This window comes from Streptomyces sp. NBC_01689 (genome assembly GCF_036250675.1).
Taxonomy (GTDB): Bacteria; Actinomycetota; Actinomycetes; order Streptomycetales; family Streptomycetaceae; genus Streptomyces.
In genome coordinates this window covers 7,978,292-7,992,405 of the sequence record NZ_CP109592.1, presented here as the reverse complement: position 1 = coordinate 7,992,405, position 14,114 = coordinate 7,978,292, and the positions used below count along the sequence as shown (strand labels likewise).

General features: G+C 73.1%; 13 protein-coding genes. 9 read left to right on the top strand and 4 right to left on the bottom strand.

The features are described from left to right. Positions 1-265 precede the first annotated feature (265 nt). Positions 266-640 (bottom strand): fic family toxin-antitoxin system, toxin component, encoded by a 375-nt coding sequence (locus tag OG776_RS34290; RefSeq protein WP_148008000.1) that lies wholly within the window; start codon positions 638-640, stop codon positions 266-268. 4 nt (positions 641-644) lie between these two features. After that, on the bottom strand, positions 645-896 hold the full coding sequence (locus OG776_RS34285) for a toxin-antitoxin system HicB family antitoxin (RefSeq protein ID WP_148007999.1): 252 nt from the start codon (positions 894-896) through the stop codon (positions 645-647). 142 nt (positions 897-1,038) lie between these two features. Here OG776_RS34285 and OG776_RS34280 point away from each other — a divergent pair, with 142 nt between their 5' ends. From OG776_RS34280 to mug, 8 genes are all read left to right on the top strand, one after another. Further along, positions 1,039-2,049 carry an ABC transporter ATP-binding protein gene (locus tag OG776_RS34280; protein WP_261994420.1) on the top strand — a complete coding sequence of 337 codons (1,011 nt, stop codon included), beginning with the start codon at positions 1,039-1,041 and terminating at the stop codon, positions 2,047-2,049. 7 nt (positions 2,050-2,056) lie between these two features. Then, positions 2,057-4,624: an ABC transporter permease gene (locus tag OG776_RS34275; RefSeq protein ID WP_329323061.1), complete on the top strand. Its 2,568-nt coding sequence runs from the start codon at positions 2,057-2,059 to the stop codon at positions 4,622-4,624. Between the two features lie 116 nt (positions 4,625-4,740). Continuing rightward, positions 4,741-5,166 (top strand): GNAT family N-acetyltransferase, encoded by a 426-nt coding sequence (locus OG776_RS34270; RefSeq protein WP_148007997.1) that lies wholly within the window; start codon positions 4,741-4,743, stop codon positions 5,164-5,166. A 216-nt stretch (positions 5,167-5,382) separates the two neighbouring features. After that, entirely contained in the window at positions 5,383-6,711 is a 1,329-nt protein-coding gene (locus OG776_RS34265; RefSeq protein WP_148007996.1) for a hemolysin family protein, read from the top strand. Beyond that, a complete protein-coding gene (locus tag OG776_RS34260) occupies positions 6,708-7,721 on the top strand; it encodes a hemolysin family protein (protein ID WP_148007995.1) in 1,014 nt (337 codons plus the stop codon). The genes OG776_RS34265 and OG776_RS34260 overlap by 4 nt, the downstream gene beginning before the upstream one ends. A 146-nt stretch (positions 7,722-7,867) precedes the next feature. Next, positions 7,868-8,650, top strand: coding sequence for an SGNH/GDSL hydrolase family protein (locus OG776_RS34255; protein WP_148007994.1), 783 nt, complete (start codon positions 7,868-7,870; stop codon positions 8,648-8,650). 239 nt (positions 8,651-8,889) lie between these two features. Next, a complete protein-coding gene (gene purB, locus OG776_RS34250; RefSeq protein WP_148007993.1) occupies positions 8,890-10,332 on the top strand; it encodes an adenylosuccinate lyase in 1,443 nt (480 codons plus the stop codon). Next, positions 10,329-10,919 carry a G/U mismatch-specific DNA glycosylase gene (gene mug, locus OG776_RS34245; protein WP_329323801.1) on the top strand — a complete coding sequence of 197 codons (591 nt, stop codon included), beginning with the start codon at positions 10,329-10,331 and terminating at the stop codon, positions 10,917-10,919. Before purB ends, mug begins: the two co-directional genes overlap by 4 nt. Positions 10,920-11,121: 202 nt before the next feature. Here the strand turns inward: mug and OG776_RS34240 are convergent, their stop codons facing one another. Together OG776_RS34240 and OG776_RS34235 are read right to left on the bottom strand one after the other, a co-directional pair. Continuing rightward, entirely contained in the window at positions 11,122-11,847 is a 726-nt protein-coding gene (locus OG776_RS34240; protein WP_148008168.1) for an ABC transporter permease, read from the bottom strand. 1 nt (position 11,848) lies between these two features. Further along, entirely contained in the window at positions 11,849-12,784 is a 936-nt protein-coding gene (locus OG776_RS34235; protein ID WP_148007992.1) for an ATP-binding cassette domain-containing protein, read from the bottom strand. A gap of 108 nt (positions 12,785-12,892) precedes the next feature. Here OG776_RS34235 and OG776_RS34230 point away from each other — a divergent pair, with 108 nt between their 5' ends. Beyond that, entirely contained in the window at positions 12,893-14,041 is a 1,149-nt protein-coding gene (locus tag OG776_RS34230) for a sensor histidine kinase (protein WP_329326577.1), read from the top strand. Positions 14,042-14,114 lie beyond the last annotated feature (73 nt).

The following is a 14,114-nucleotide window of genomic DNA, read 5'->3' as shown; positions in this document are numbered from 1 at the left end:
CGACGGACCCGCACGGGGGACGGTGACCTCAGGTCCCGTCCTGCCGGTACCGGCGGCCGCTGAGGCCCGAGAAGCCGGAAGGGCGCCCGCGTCCGCCCGTCCCGTACCGCCTGCCGGGTTCCGCACGACGGCACGGCGTCCCGGAGACCGGAGCGCCGTAGCGGCCGTGGAGGTGGTTCGGGCACGTGGCCGAGGCCGGCCCGTCCGGGAGCCGCGGCCCTCGCCGCCCTCGCGTCACGGCCGACGTGTCACGCGGGTCCGCACCTCACAGGCACCACTGGCGCAGTTCCCGCGCGATGTCGTGCACGGTCGCCTCGCCGCCCTTCACCAGGCGGGCGAGTTCGCGCACCTGCTCGGGCGAGGTGACGACCTTGAGGCCGCTGGCCACCAGGTAGGCGTACGCGACGGCGGAGGCGAACATCGCGTTGGAGCGTTCGAGCGCCGGGACGTGCAGCAGCAGCTGGAGCAGTGCGGCGGCGCGGGCGTGCGGGCTGTCGTAGACGGGAATGCCGAATATCTCCGCCTCGTGCCGGCTGACGGCGGCGACGAGGGCTCCCCAGTCGGTGACCTGGGGGTCTCCGGGCGTCTTCTGTTCGGCGATCATGAGGAGCCAGGCAAGGTCGACTCTGAGACTGCTCAAGGGATCAACGACGACCTTCGCGGGAGCTTCGGCGGGTGCCTTCGCGGTCCGCGCCGAATTCCTCGGCGAAGACGGACTCGTACTGCTTCATGAAGTCGGAGGCCGCGTCGACGAACGTGTGGCCCATCTCGCCGGTGTCCTGTCTGACCAATTCCTCGATGTAGCGGTTCACGCTCATGCCCCGCGCCAGGGCCCGCTCGCGGGCGGCCCGGGCGGTGCCCTCGTCCACCCGCACGTTCAGTTGCGTCTTCGCCATACCTCGAAGCTAGCGCCGAAGTGCTAGCACCCGCAAGGCCCGGATGACGCCAATAACCCGGAGGCACACCCCCTGTGGGCGGGATCACATTACGCTCGGGCGGAACACGGATGCCGGGATGTCGATGACCCAGGAGGCGGCCTTGCCCACACCAGCTGCGGAGCACGTCGTCGGCCACGGGGGCGCGGACGGGATCGCGGCCCGCGCCCGCGGGCTGACGAAGGCGTACGGCTCGGGCGAGACCGCCGTCCTCGCCCTCGACTCCGTCGACGTGGCCATCGCGCGCGGCCGCTTCACGGCGGTCATGGGGCCCTCCGGCTCCGGGAAGTCGACGCTGATGCACTGCCTGGCGGGACTGGACACCGTCTCCGCCGGACAGGTGTGGCTCGGCGACACCGAGATCACGGGACTCAAGGACCGCGAACTGACCCGGTTGCGCCGGGACCGGATCGGGTTCATGTTCCAGTCGTTCAACCTGATCCCGACGCTCACCGCGGCCGAGAACATCACGCTGCCGATGGACATCGCGGGTCAGCGGCCCGACCGGGAGTGGCTGGACCAGGTGATCGACACCCTGGGTCTGCGCGGGCGGCTCAAGCACCGTCCGGCCCAGCTCTCCGGTGGCCAGCAGCAGCGGGTCGCCTGTGCGCGGGCGCTCGCCTCCCGACCCGAACTGATCTTCGCCGACGAGCCGACCGGCAACCTCGACTCCCGCGCGGGCCTGGAGGTCCTCGGCTTCCTGCGGGAGGCGGTCGACGAGCTCGGCCAGACCGTCGTCATGGTCACGCACGACCCCGGCGCGGCCGCCCACTCCGACCTGGTGCTCTTCCTCGGGGACGGGCGGATCGTGGACGAGATGGAGCGGCCGACGGCGGAGGCGGTGCTGGAACGGATGAAACGCTTCGACACCGTCCGGGCGAGCGCCGAGGGCCCCTCCTCCCGCGAGGAGGCCTCCCGCCCGCCGCGGGCGGACACCGGTGCGGAGGCCCTACCGCCACGGGGCGAAAAAGCCGCCGTGTCTCCCGGCGGAGACACCCCCGCGGTACCTCCGCAGGCGACCGCCGGCCACGACGTGCCCGCCGCGACGGACCCCGGCGGCGTGAGCGCCGACGGCGACGCCGGCCGCGTGCCTCTCGACGAGGACAGGGGCTGAGGCGGCCGTGCTCAAGGCGACCCTGCGCAGCTTCCTCGCCCACAAGGGACGGCTGCTCCTCTCCGCACTGGCCGTCGTGCTGTCCGTGGCGTTCGTCGCGGGCAGCCTGATCTTCTCGGACACGGTCACCCGTACCTTCGACCGGCTCTTCGCCTCCACCTCGGCGGACGTGGCCGTGTCGCCGAGGAACGACCTCGACTCGCAGATCCCGACCGGCGCCACCCCGACCCTGCCCGCCTCGCTCGCGGGCCGGCTGGCGAAGGTCGAGGGCGTCGCGGCCGCCCATGTCGACGCGGCGGTCGAGAACCTCACCATCGTCGACCGGAAGAACGAGTCGGTCGGGCCGACCTCGGGCGCGCCGACCATCGCCACCAACTGGCAGCCCAGCGAACGCAGTCCGGTCAAGCTGACTTCCGGTCACGCTCCGCACGGCGCCTCCGAGGCGCTGCTCGACGCGGACACCGCCGAGCGCCGGCACGTCCGCGTCGGTGACACCCTGACGGTGCAGGCGCAGCCCGGCACCTTCGAGGTGCGGATCGTCGGCATCGCCACCTTCACCACCACCAACCCCGGTGCCGCGCTGCTGTTCCTCGACACCCCGACCGCGCAGACGAAGCTGCTGGGCGGCACCGCCGCCGCCACGAGCATCTCGCTGGACGCGGCACCCGGGGTCCGGGACGCCGTGCTCAAGCAGCGGGTCGCGGCCGAACTGGGCGCGAAGACGTACGACTTGAAGACGGCCGAGGAGCAGGCCAAGGACGCCGCCGCACAGCTCGGCGGCTTCCTGGACGTCATCAAGTACGTGATGCTCGGCTTCGCCGGGATCGCCGTGCTCGTCGGTGTCTTCCTCATCGTCAACACCTTCTCGATGCTCATCGCCCAACGCACTCGTGAACTGGGCCTGTTGCGGGCGCTGGGCGCCGACCGGCGGCAGGTACGGCGGTCGGTGCTGACCGAGGCGCTGCTGCTCGGCCTGGTCGGCTCGACGCTGGGGCTGGCCGCGGGGATCGGCCTCGCCCTCGGACTGATCCAGCTGATGACCGCGTTCGGGATGAATCTGAAGTCGACCGAGATGGTGATCGGCTGGGGAACTCCCGTCGCGTCGTACGTCGTCGGGGTCGGCGTCACCTTCGTGGCGGCGTACCTCCCCGCCCGGCGTGCGGCCGGGGTCTCCCCGATGGCGGCTCTCGCGGACGCCGAAGTCGCGGGCCTGGGGCGGCCGTTGCGGGTGAGGGGCGTCGCGGGCGCGGTCGTGGGACTGGCGGGTGCCGCCGCACTCGGCGGCTGCGTCGCGGCGACGAAGACCTCGACGGCCGGTTCGCTGCTGGGCCTCGGGGTCGTCCTGACCCTCGTGGCGACGGTGATCGCGGGCCCGCTCCTGGTCCGGCCGGTGATCAGGGTCCTGGGCGGGGCCTTCCCGGCCCTGTTCGGGTCGGTCGGCCGGATGAGCCAGCGCAACGCGCTGCGCAATCCCCGGCGCACCGGCGCCACCGCCTCCGCCCTGATGGTGGGCCTGGCCCTGGTCGGCGGGATGTCCGTGGCGAGCGCCTCCATGAGCAAATCCTTCGACGAGCAGATCGACAAGACGCTGGGCGCCGACTTCGTCATCCAGAACAGCAACTTCGTGCCGTTCTCCGGCGAGGTCACCGACAAGGTGCGGGGCACGGACGGGGTCGCTCTCGTCGTCCGCCAGCGGTTCACCCCGGTCGCGGTGCGGCTGCCGGACGGCAGGCGGATCAAGACGACCGCGACGGGCTACGACCCGCGGCTCGACGACGTCGCCCACCTCACGTACGCCCAGGGGGACACCGCGGCGGCGCTGGGCGCGGGGCATCTCGCCATGGACGCGGAGTTCGCCCGCGAGCACGACGTACGGCTGGGCAGCACGGTTCCCGTCGAGTTCCCCGCCGGGCGGCACGGCGAACTGACGGTGGCCGCGCTCACCGACCAGGAGTCCGCCGAGGGCTTCGGCATGCAGGGCGGCCTGTTCCTCGGATTCGGCACGATCGAGAAGTACGTGCCCGGCGGGCAGGACTCCTCGCTGTACGTGAACGCCGCCCCGGGCACCGGCGCGGACGAGCTGCGCCTGCGGCTGGAGAAGACGCTCGACCCCTATCCGCAGGTGCAGGTGCGTGACCAGGCCGACTACAAGAAGCTGGTCCACGACCAGATCGCGGTGCTGCTCTACCTCGTGTACGCCCTGCTCGGACTCGCGATCGTCATCGCGGTGCTCGGTGTGGTCAACACCCTCGCCCTGTCGGTCGTCGAGCGCACCCGGGAGATCGGACTGCTGCGCGCCATCGGTCTCGGCCGCCGCCAGCTGCGCCGGATGATCCGGCTGGAGTCGGTGGTGATCGCGGTGTTCGGCGCGATCCTCGGTCTCGTGCTGGGGCTGGTCTGGGGCGTCTGTGTGCAGCAGGTGCTCGCGCTCCAGGGGCTGACGGGGTTCGCCGTCCCCTGGGCCACCATCGTCGCGGTGGTGGTGGGGTCGGCGGTGGTGGGCATCGTCGCGGCACTGCTGCCGGCCCTGCGGGCGTCGCGCATGAACGTACTGGCGGCGATCGCGCACGAGTGACGTGCGCGGTACGTCCCGTGCCCCCGGGGACCGGTCCCCGGGGGCACGGGTCGAACGGGGCGTCCCGGATGGTGGAATTCCCGGTCGCCCCACGCGGCGCGTGATGGGATCGGCGCATGACCGACCTGCTGATCCGGGCCGCGACGCCCGAGGACCTCGACACCGTGCTGGCGTTCTGGAAGACCGCCGCCGAGGGCACGAGCATCAGTGACGACCGGGACGGCGTGGACCGGCTCGTGGCCCGCGACCCCGAGGCGCTGATCCTGGCCGAGCGGGAGGGCGAGCTGGTGGGGACGGTGATCGCGGGTTTCGACGGCTGGCGCTGCCACCTCTACCGGCTGGCGGTCCATCCCGGACGGCGCCGTCTCGGCGTCGGCTCGGCCCTGCTCGCCGCCGCGGAGGAGCGCTTCGTGCGGCTCGGGGGCCGGCGCGGGGACGCGATGGTGCTGCGGCGCAACGAGACCGCCCAGCATGCCTGGCGGGCGGCCGGGTACGAGCCCGAGGAGACATGGCGCCGCTGGGTGAAGCCGCTCACCGGCTGACCTCCGGCCCCGCGCCTCCGGCCCACCGAGCACCCCACTTTGCTCATCCTTTACCATAGGAGGACCGTCAGATCATCGCGTCCTCCCCCGGCTCCGCCGGTCCAGTGAAAGGTGTGAGCCTCCGCCCATGGGCGAGCCTCCCCGTACCCGACAGCGCGGTAGCCGACATCGCGCGATCCTCCCGTCCCTGGCCGATCATGGGACGGAGGTGACCCGATGACCGAAGTGCTCCTCCTCCTGGTGGCGGTCCTGCTCTCGCTGGCCTGCGGTGCCTTCGTCGCCGCGGAGTTCTCGCTGACCACGGTCGAGCGCAGCGAGCTGGAGCGCGCCGTCGAACGCGGCGAGCGCGGCGCCTCCGGTGCGCTCAAGGCCGTACGCAACCTCACCTTCCAGCTCTCCGGCGCCCAGCTCGGCATCACCGTCACCAATCTGGTCGTCGGCATGCTCTCCGAGTCGTCGATCGCCAAGCTCCTCGCCGGCCCCTTGAAGTCCGCCGGGGTCTCCGCCTCCGCGTCGATGTCGGTGGCCCTGGTGATCGGCACGGCCCTGTCCACCCTCTTCCTGATGGTCGTCGGCGAGCTGGTGCCCAAGAACTGGGCGATCTCCGCGCCGCTCGCCATGGCGAAACGGGTGGCGACACCACAGCGCTGGTTCAGTGCCGCGTTCCGCCCGTTCATCACCCATCTCAACAACACCGCGAACCGGGTCGTGCGCCGTTTCGGTCTCGAACCCGCCGAGGAACTGGCCTCCGCGCGCGGACCCCAGGAGCTGGTGGCGCTCGCCCGGCACTCCGCCGAACAGGGCGCGCTGGAGGCGGACACCGCGGAGCTGTTCGTCCGCACGCTGAACCTCGCCGACCTGTCCGCGGAGAACGTGATGACCCCGCGGGTCCAGGTCATCGCGCTCGACATCCAGGCGACCTGCGCGGACGTGGCGAACGCGACGCGGGCGACCGGCCTGTCCCGCTTCCCGGTCCACCGCGGCAGTCTCGACGCCGTCGTCGGCGTCGCGCACATCAAGGACGTCCTGGCGCTGCCCGCCGAGAGCCGGGCCCACACCCCCGTCTCCCAGATCATGCGCGAGCCCCTGTTCGTACCGGAGTCGCTGACCGTGGACCGGCTGCTCGACCGGCTCTCCGGCAAGCGCACCATGGCCGTGGTCATCGACGAGTACGGCGGCACGGCCGGGGTCGCCACCCTGGAGGACATCGTCGAGGAGGTCGTCGGCGAGGTCCGCGACGAGCACGACCCGCACGAGACCCCCGATCTGGCCCCGGCCGACGCCGACAGCGAGGGGCGCAGCCTCTACTCGGCCGACGGCGCGGCCCGCACGGACCAGCTGGCCCGCCTCGGGCTGCGGGTCCCGGACGGACCGTACGAGACGCTGGCCGGCTACCTCGCCACCGAACTCGGCCGCATTCCGGCCGTCGGGGACAGCGTCGACGTGGCGGGCTGGCAGCTGCAGGTGGTCGACGCCTCGGGGCGGCGGGCCGCACGGGTCCTGCTGCACGCACCGCTGGACGAGCACGGGGAAGGGACGCGATGACCGCCGTACAACTGCTGATCGGCCTGGCCACGCTGGTCGTGAACGCCTTCTTCGTGGGCGCCGAGTTCGCGCTGATCTCGGTGCGCCGCAGCCAGATCGAGCCGCACGCCGAGCGGGGTGACCGCAGGGCTCGCGGCGTCCTGTGGGGGCTGGAGCACGTCTCCGTGCTGCTGGCGGCCGCGCAGCTGGGCATCACCCTGTGCACGCTGGTCCTCGGCATCGTGGCCGAGCCCGCGATCGCACACCTGCTGGAGCCGGTCTTCCACGCCGTGGGGGTGTCGCAGGGCGTGGGGCACGCGGTCTCGTTCGTCATCGCGCTCACCCTGGCCACGTACCTGCACATGCTGTTCGGCGAGATGGTCCCGAAGAACATCGCGCTCGCGGAGCCGGTGCGCACCGCACTGCTGCTCGGTCCGCCGCTGGTCGGGCTCTCCCGTGCGCTGCGCCCGGTGATCTTCAGCGTCAACGCCTTCGCCAACGGCCTGCTGAAGTTGCTGCGGGTCGAGACGAAGGACGAGGTCACCGCGGCTTTCTCCGACGACGAACTGGCCCGTCTGGTCAAGGACTCGGGGGCGGCCGGGCTGATCGACGGCCGCGCCCAGGAGCGGTTGCACGACGTCCTGGAGCTCGGACGCCGGCCCGTCCGCGATGTCGTCCTCCCGCTGGAGGGGGTGGTGTACGCGAGCGTGGGCGTCACCCCCGAGGGGCTGGAGCGGCTGTCGGCGGAATCCGGGTTCTCGCGCTTCCCGGTGGTGGACGAGGGGCGCCGCATCGTCGGCTATCTCCACGTCAAGGACGCGCTGGACGCGGTGCCGCGCGACGTGCCGTTCCGGGTGCAGGACATGCGGCCCATCGCGCGGGTCCGGGAGAGCACCCCGCTGGACGACGTGCTCACCGCGATGCGGCGCAGCCGGACGCATCTCGCGGGGGTCATGGGCGGCGACGGACGTCTCGCCGGGCTGGTGACGATGGAGGACGTGCTGCGGGAGCTGTTCGGCCAGGTGGTGTGACGCCCGGCCCGGCCCCCCGGGATCGGGCGGGAGCGGGGCCGGGGCGGGCGGACGAGACCTCGCGCGCCGGGCGCCGGCGAGGGCGTACGGGCGGGGAGGGCCCGACCGACCGGCGAGTATGCGAGCGGGTTACCATCTTTCCCGCCATGCAGACGAATGCCACCTACACCAGTCTTGTCGCGGTCGGCGACTCCTTCACCGAGGGCATGTCGGACCTGTTGCCCGACGGCTCGTACCGCGGCTGGGCCGACCTCCTGGCCGGCCGGATGGCCGCACTGACCCCCGGTTTCCGCTACGCGAACCTCGCGGTGCGCGGCAAGCTCATCGGACAGATCGTGGCCGAGCAGGTCGACGTGGCGGCCGCGATGCGTCCCGACGTGATCACCCTGGTCGGCGGTCTCAACGACACCCTGCGTCCCAAGGTCGACATGGGACGGGTCCGCGGGCTCCTGGAGGAGGCCGTGGAGCGTCTCGCCCCCGCCTGCGAGCAGCTCGTCCTGATGCGCAGCCCGGGCCGTAACGGTCCGGTGCTCGAACGGTTCAGGCCGCGCATGGAGGAGCTCTTCGGCGTCGTCGACGACCTCGCGAAGCGGCACGGCGCGCTGGTGGTCGACCTGTACGGGGCACCGTCCCTCTCCGATCCCCGGATGTGGGACGTGGACCGGCTGCACCTGACGCCCGACGGGCACCGCCGGGTCGCGGAGGCCGTGTGGCAGACGCTCGGTCTCCCGCCGGAGGACCCCGACTGGCACGCGCCGGTGCCGCCCACCCCACCGCCGGGCTGGACGGCCCGCCGCACCGCCGACGTCCGCTTCGCCAGGCAGCACCTGCTCCCGTGGATAGGCCGACGGCTCACCGGCCGCTCGTCCGGAGACGGACGCCCGGCCAAACGCCCCGAGCTGCTCCCCTACGAGAGCCCGCGGGGCTAGGATCTTTCTTCCGGATCATGCCGGAGTCGGTCCGGCAGCTCGACCGGGTGACCGCCCCGCGTGGCACGACCCTGGCCCGCCGGTGCGTGCCCGAACTGTGCCGCGGCCACGGCCTTCCTCGCGGAGCCGGCCGATGCCCGGTGGCGGCGCACGGCCGCGACGGCCCGGCCCCGTTCGTAGGTTCCGCCGACAAACCCCCCGGCGCTGGCCTGCAGGAATCGCCAGTAGAATCCGTACACGTGACTGCCGCGCCCGCAAAGCCCCGTATCCCCAACGTCCTCGCCGGACGCTACGCCTCCGCCGAGCTCGCCACGCTCTGGTCCCCCGAGCACAAGGTGAGGCTGGAGCGTCAGCTCTGGCTCGCCGTGCTGCGGGCGCAGAAGGACCTCGGGATCGAGGTGCCGGACGCCGCCCTCGCCGACTACGAGCGCGTGCTCGACCAGGTGGACCTGGCCTCGATCGCCGAGCGCGAGAAGGTCACCCGACACGACGTGAAGGCGCGGATCGAGGAGTTCAACGACCTCGCCGGGCACGAGCACGTGCACAAGGGCATGACCTCCCGGGACCTCACCGAGAACGTCGAGCAGCTGCAGATCAGGCTCTCGCTGGAGCTGATGCGCGACCGCACGGTGGCCGTCCTCGCCCGGCTCGGCAGGCTCGCGGGCGAGTACGCGGAGCTGGTCATGGCGGGCCGCTCGCACAACGTCGCGGCGCAGGCGACCACCCTCGGCAAGCGTTTCGCGACCGCCGCCGACGAACTGCTCGTCGCGTACGGGCGGGTCGAGGAGCTGCTCGGCCGCTACCCGCTGCGGGGCGTCAAGGGTCCCGTCGGCACGGCGCAGGACATGCTGGACCTGCTCGGCGGCGACGCGGCCAAGCTCGCCGAGCTGGAGCAGCGGATCGCCGGGCACCTCGGCTTCTCGCAGGCCTTCACCTCGGTCGGTCAGGTCTACCCGCGCTCGCTGGACTACGAGGTCGTGACCGCGCTGGTGCAGCTGGCCGCCGCGCCGTCCTCGACCGCCAAGACGATCCGGCTGATGGCCGGGCACGAGCTGGTCACGGAGGGCTTCAAGCCCGGCCAGGTCGGCTCGTCCGCCATGCCCCACAAGATGAACACCCGCTCCTGCGAGCGCGTCAACGGTCTGATGGTCATCCTGCGCGGCTACGCCTCGATGACCGGCGAGCTGGCCGGCGACCAGTGGAACGAGGGCGACGTCTCCTGCTCGGTGGTGCGCCGGGTCGCGCTGCCCGACGCGTTCTTCGCGCTCGACGGTCTGCTGGAGACCTTCCTCACCGTGCTGGACGAGTTCGGCGCGTTCCCGGCCGTGGTCGCCCGCGAGCTCGACCGCTACCTGCCGTTCCTCGCCACCACCAAGGTCCTGATGGGCGCGGTGCGGGCCGGGGTCGGCCGCGAGGTCGCCCACGAGGCGATCAAGGAGAACGCGGTCGCCTCCGCCCTCGCGATGCGCGAGCAGGGCACCGAGCGCAACGAGCTGCTGGACAAGCTGGCCGCGGACGAGCGCATCCCGCTCGACCGCGCGCAGCTCGACGCGCTGATGGCCGACAAGCTGTCCTTCACGGGCGCCGCCGCCGATCAGGTCGCCGTCGTCGTCGCCCGCGTCGAGGAGATCGTGAAGCAGCACCCGCGGGCCGCGGGCTACACGCCGGGGGCGATCCTCTGACGCGGCCGACCCCCGCGGACCTGGAGGCCGCCCGCGGCCGGCTCGTGCCGGACGTCGTCGCGGACGGCCTCCACGTCCTGTTCTGCGGTATCAACCCCGGGCTGATGACGGCCGCCACCGGACATCACTTCGCGCGCCCCGGCAACCGTTTCTGGCCGGTGCTCCATCTGTCGGGCTTCACCCCCCGCCTCCTGAAGCCCTCGGAACAGGACGAACTGGTGTCGTACGGGCTCGGCATCACGAACGTGGTGGCGCGGGCGACCGCACGGGCCGACGAGCTGGCCCCGGACGAGTACCGGGAGGGCGGCCGGCTGCTCGGCGCGAAGGTGGAGCGGCTGCGCCCGCGCTGGCTCGCGGTGGTGGGGGTGACCGCGTACCGCTCGGCTTTCGGTGAGCGCCGTGCGGTGATCGGCCCCCAGGAGCGGACGATCGGGACCAGCCGGGTGTGGGTGCTGCCGAATCCGAGTGGGCTCAACGCGCACTGGACGGCGGCGACGATGGCGGAGGAGTTCGGGCGCCTGCGGTCGGCCGCCGCCGAGGACGCTCCGGGCGGGCTTCCGGAGCCCTCCGCTCCCGCGACTCCCTGAGCCGCGTCCGCTCGCAGCTTCCGGGAACTCCCGACACCCCGGCGGCCACCGGAGCCATGCGCCCCGGTCCTGCCGGAGGACACGTCCACGGCCCGCGTGACCGGCGGCTTCGCGGGGACGTCCCGGCGACCACCGGAGCCACGGCTCACGACGTCGCGGCCTCCCCCGCCTCCCGGCGTCACCCGCCCCGCCGGCTCCCCCCTCACGCGTCCCGGCGGCGTACGCTCCACGCGCCCGCCAGCAGTGCGCCGCCGGCCCAGAGCGCGGTGACCGCGAGGCCGGTCCAGGGGCCAGGACCGCCGTCCGGCGTCGCGTGCAGCACCGCCTGTCCCGCCCGGTCCGGCAGGAAGTCCGCGACGCCGCCCGACGCGCCGCCGACGACGAAGGACACGATCAGCAGGAACGGCACCAGGATGCTCAACGTCGCGACTCCACTGCGCAGTACGGCCGCGAGCCCCGCCGCGAAGAGGGCCATCAGCGTCAGGTAGACGGCGCAGCCGACGACACCGCGCAGCTCCTCCGCACGGCTGAGGCCGCTCGCCCTGGTGCCCAGCACCGACGTGCCCACGACCGCGCTCACGACTCCGGTGAGCAGGCCCGTCACCAGCGCCGGGACCGCGACGGCCACGGCTTTGGCGAGGAACCACCGGCCACGGTGCGGGACCGCGGCGAGCGACACGCGCAGCGCGCCGCCCTGGAACTCCGCCGAGACCGCCTGCGCGCCGAAGGTGATCGCCGCGATCTGCCCGAAGGAGACGCCGAAGAACACCGAGAACAGCGGGTCGAAGTCCGCACCGGCCGAGTCGTCGAGGCCCGCGAGCGCGGAGAAGGCCGCCGTCGCGACGAGGACGGCGGCCAGACCGCCGACCAGCGGGCGCAGCGTACGGATCTTGATCCACTCGGCACGGAGCGCGGGGACGAACGTCATGTCAGGCCTCCTGGGGCCGGATCGGGGCCGGCGTGCCGGCGAACTCGGTCTCGTCGCGCGTCAGATCCAGGTACGCCTGCTCCAACGTCGCCTCCTCCGCGGCCAGTTCGAGGATCGGCAGCCGGGCGCCCGCCGCGAGACGCCCGATGTCCTCCACGCGGGCGCCGAGCACGGTCCAGCCTCCGTCCGCGCCCCGGGCGGCCTCGATGCCGTGCCGGGTGAACAGGTCGCCCAGGGCGTCGCCCCGCGTGGTGCGCACCCGCACCCTCGGCCGCACCCGCGCGTCGACGAACGCCCGCAGGGGCATGTCGGCGAGGAGCCGGCCGCGGCCGAGGACGACGAGGTGGTCGGCGAAGGACGCGGTCTCGTTCATCAGGTGGCTGGAGACCAGGACCGTACGGCCCTGTCGTGCCAGCTCGCGCAGCAACTCCCGCATCCAGACGATCCCTTCGGGGTCGAGGCCGTTGGAGGGTTCGTCGAGCAGGATCACGGGCGGGTCGCCGAGCAGCGCGGCGGCGATGCCCAGCCGCTGGCGCATGCCCAGGGAGTACGTCCTCACCCGGTTCCGCGCGACGGACGCGAGCCCGGCCTCCTCGAGGACCTGGTCCACGCGGCGTTCGGGGACCCGGTTGCTCGCGGCGAGCACGCGCAGATGGTCGCGGGCGGTCCGCGACCCGTGCGGAGCCTGCGCGTCGAGCAGGGCGCCCACGTGCCGCAGCGGCTCACCGAGGGAGGCGTACGCGCGGCCTCCGACGCGGGCGCTCCCGGAGGTGGGCCGGTCCAGGCCCAGGACGAGCCGCATGGTGGTGGACTTCCCGGCGCCGTTGGGTCCGAGGAATCCGGTGACGCGGCCCGGGAGAACACGGAAGGTGAGGTGGTCCACGGCGCGTCTGCCGCCGTACTCCTTGGTCAGGTCGTGCACGTCGATGCTGGTCATGGGCCCAGCCTGGCCGTGGCAGGCCGGTGGCCGCCTCCCCCGCGGGTGGAGATCGTCTCCCCCGCCCGGGGGAGGCCGGCCGGTGGGACGGACTGGCACGATGACCCGATGGCCCGCCTTATGCGCCCGCTGCTCCGGGGGACGACGTACACGCGCCTGCTGCATCTGTGGGTGCCCATGCTGTTCGTCAGCGTGTGGCTGTTCATCGACATGTCGAAGCCCTGGGTGCCCGCGGCGCTGCTGGTCCCGGTGGGGCTGATCCCGGCGGTGCGGCGCGGCGAGGGGGTGCAGGCCCGCCACATGCTGGCGCGCGACAGCGAGGACACCGCGATCTCGGTCACGCCCTCGGCCACCTGGCGGGACCGGGGGCGGACCGTGCTGTGGCTGGAGGCGCGGATGGCGCTGGGCGCGGCGGCCTGCGTGCTCACCGTCTGGGCGCCGATGACCACCGTCGACGTGCTCAGGGCGGCCTGGGGCCCGGTGGACGGCCCGATCGTGTCGGTGGCCGCTCCGCACTGGGCGTACGCGCTCCTCGCCCCGCTGCCCCTGCTCGTCCTCTACGGGGGCGTGGTCGGCCTCGGTGAGCTGACCACCGCCGTCGCGCGCCGGCTGCTCGGCCCGTCCCCCGCCGAGCGGCTGACCGCCCTCGAGGAGCGCACCGAACAGCTTCTGGAGCGCACTCGCATCGCCCGTGAACTGCACGACTCGATCGGCCACGCGCTGACGGTGGCGGTGGTGCAGGCGGGTGCCGCGCGGGCCGCCGGCGACCCCGCGTTCACCGACCGGGCCCTCGGTGCCATCGAGGACACCGGCCGGGCCGCCCTGGAGGATCTGGAACGGGTGCTGGCCGTCCTGCGCGAGCCGGGACGCCCGGCGAGCGGCAGACCGACGCTGACCGAGGCGGGCCGGCTCCTGGACTCGGCGCGCGCGTCGGGGGCGGAGGTCGACGCCGAGATGACCGGTCCGCTGGACTCCGTTCCGGGGCCGGTGTCCCGCGAGGGATACCGCATCCTGCAGGAGTCCCTCACCAACGTGCTGCGGCACGCGGGCGGGGTGCCGGTCCGGGTGCGCATCGCGGTGGACGGCGGCAGCCTCGGTCTGGAGGTCCGCAGTCCGCTGCGCGGGGACGTGCCGGGGCCCGGCCGGGGCAGCGGACTGCGCGGGATACGGGAGCGGGCGGCACTGCTCGGCGGCCGGGCGCGGACCGGACCCGACGAGGGTGACTGGCAGGTGCGCGTGGACCTGCCGTTGCGCTGATCCGCGCCGGGCACCGCCCGCCGGCCCCTCGCGGCGACGGCTCCGACGGTCCGTGGGGCGTGATCTACGCTGG

What these genes read in the sequence shown, in the direction of transcription:
- OG776_RS34285 (WP_148007999.1), bottom strand. Translation starts at nt 896, where the DNA reads ATGGCGAAGACGCAACTGAACGTGCGGGTGGACGAGGGCACCGCCCGG.
- OG776_RS34270 (WP_148007997.1), top strand. Translation starts at nt 4,741, where the DNA reads ATGACCGACCTGCTGATCCGGGCCGCGACGCCCGAGGACCTCGACACC.
- OG776_RS34265 (WP_148007996.1), top strand. Translation starts at nt 5,383, where the DNA reads ATGACCGAAGTGCTCCTCCTCCTGGTGGCGGTCCTGCTCTCGCTGGCC.
- OG776_RS34260 (WP_148007995.1), top strand. Translation starts at nt 6,708, where the DNA reads ATGACCGCCGTACAACTGCTGATCGGCCTGGCCACGCTGGTCGTGAAC.
- OG776_RS34255 (WP_148007994.1), top strand. Translation starts at nt 7,868, where the DNA reads ATGCAGACGAATGCCACCTACACCAGTCTTGTCGCGGTCGGCGACTCC.
- OG776_RS34240 (WP_148008168.1), bottom strand. Translation starts at nt 11,847, where the DNA reads ATGACGTTCGTCCCCGCGCTCCGTGCCGAGTGGATCAAGATCCGTACG.
- OG776_RS34235 (WP_148007992.1), bottom strand. Translation starts at nt 12,784, where the DNA reads ATGACCAGCATCGACGTGCACGACCTGACCAAGGAGTACGGCGGCAGA.
- OG776_RS34230 (WP_329326577.1), top strand. Translation starts at nt 12,893, where the DNA reads ATGGCCCGCCTTATGCGCCCGCTGCTCCGGGGGACGACGTACACGCGC.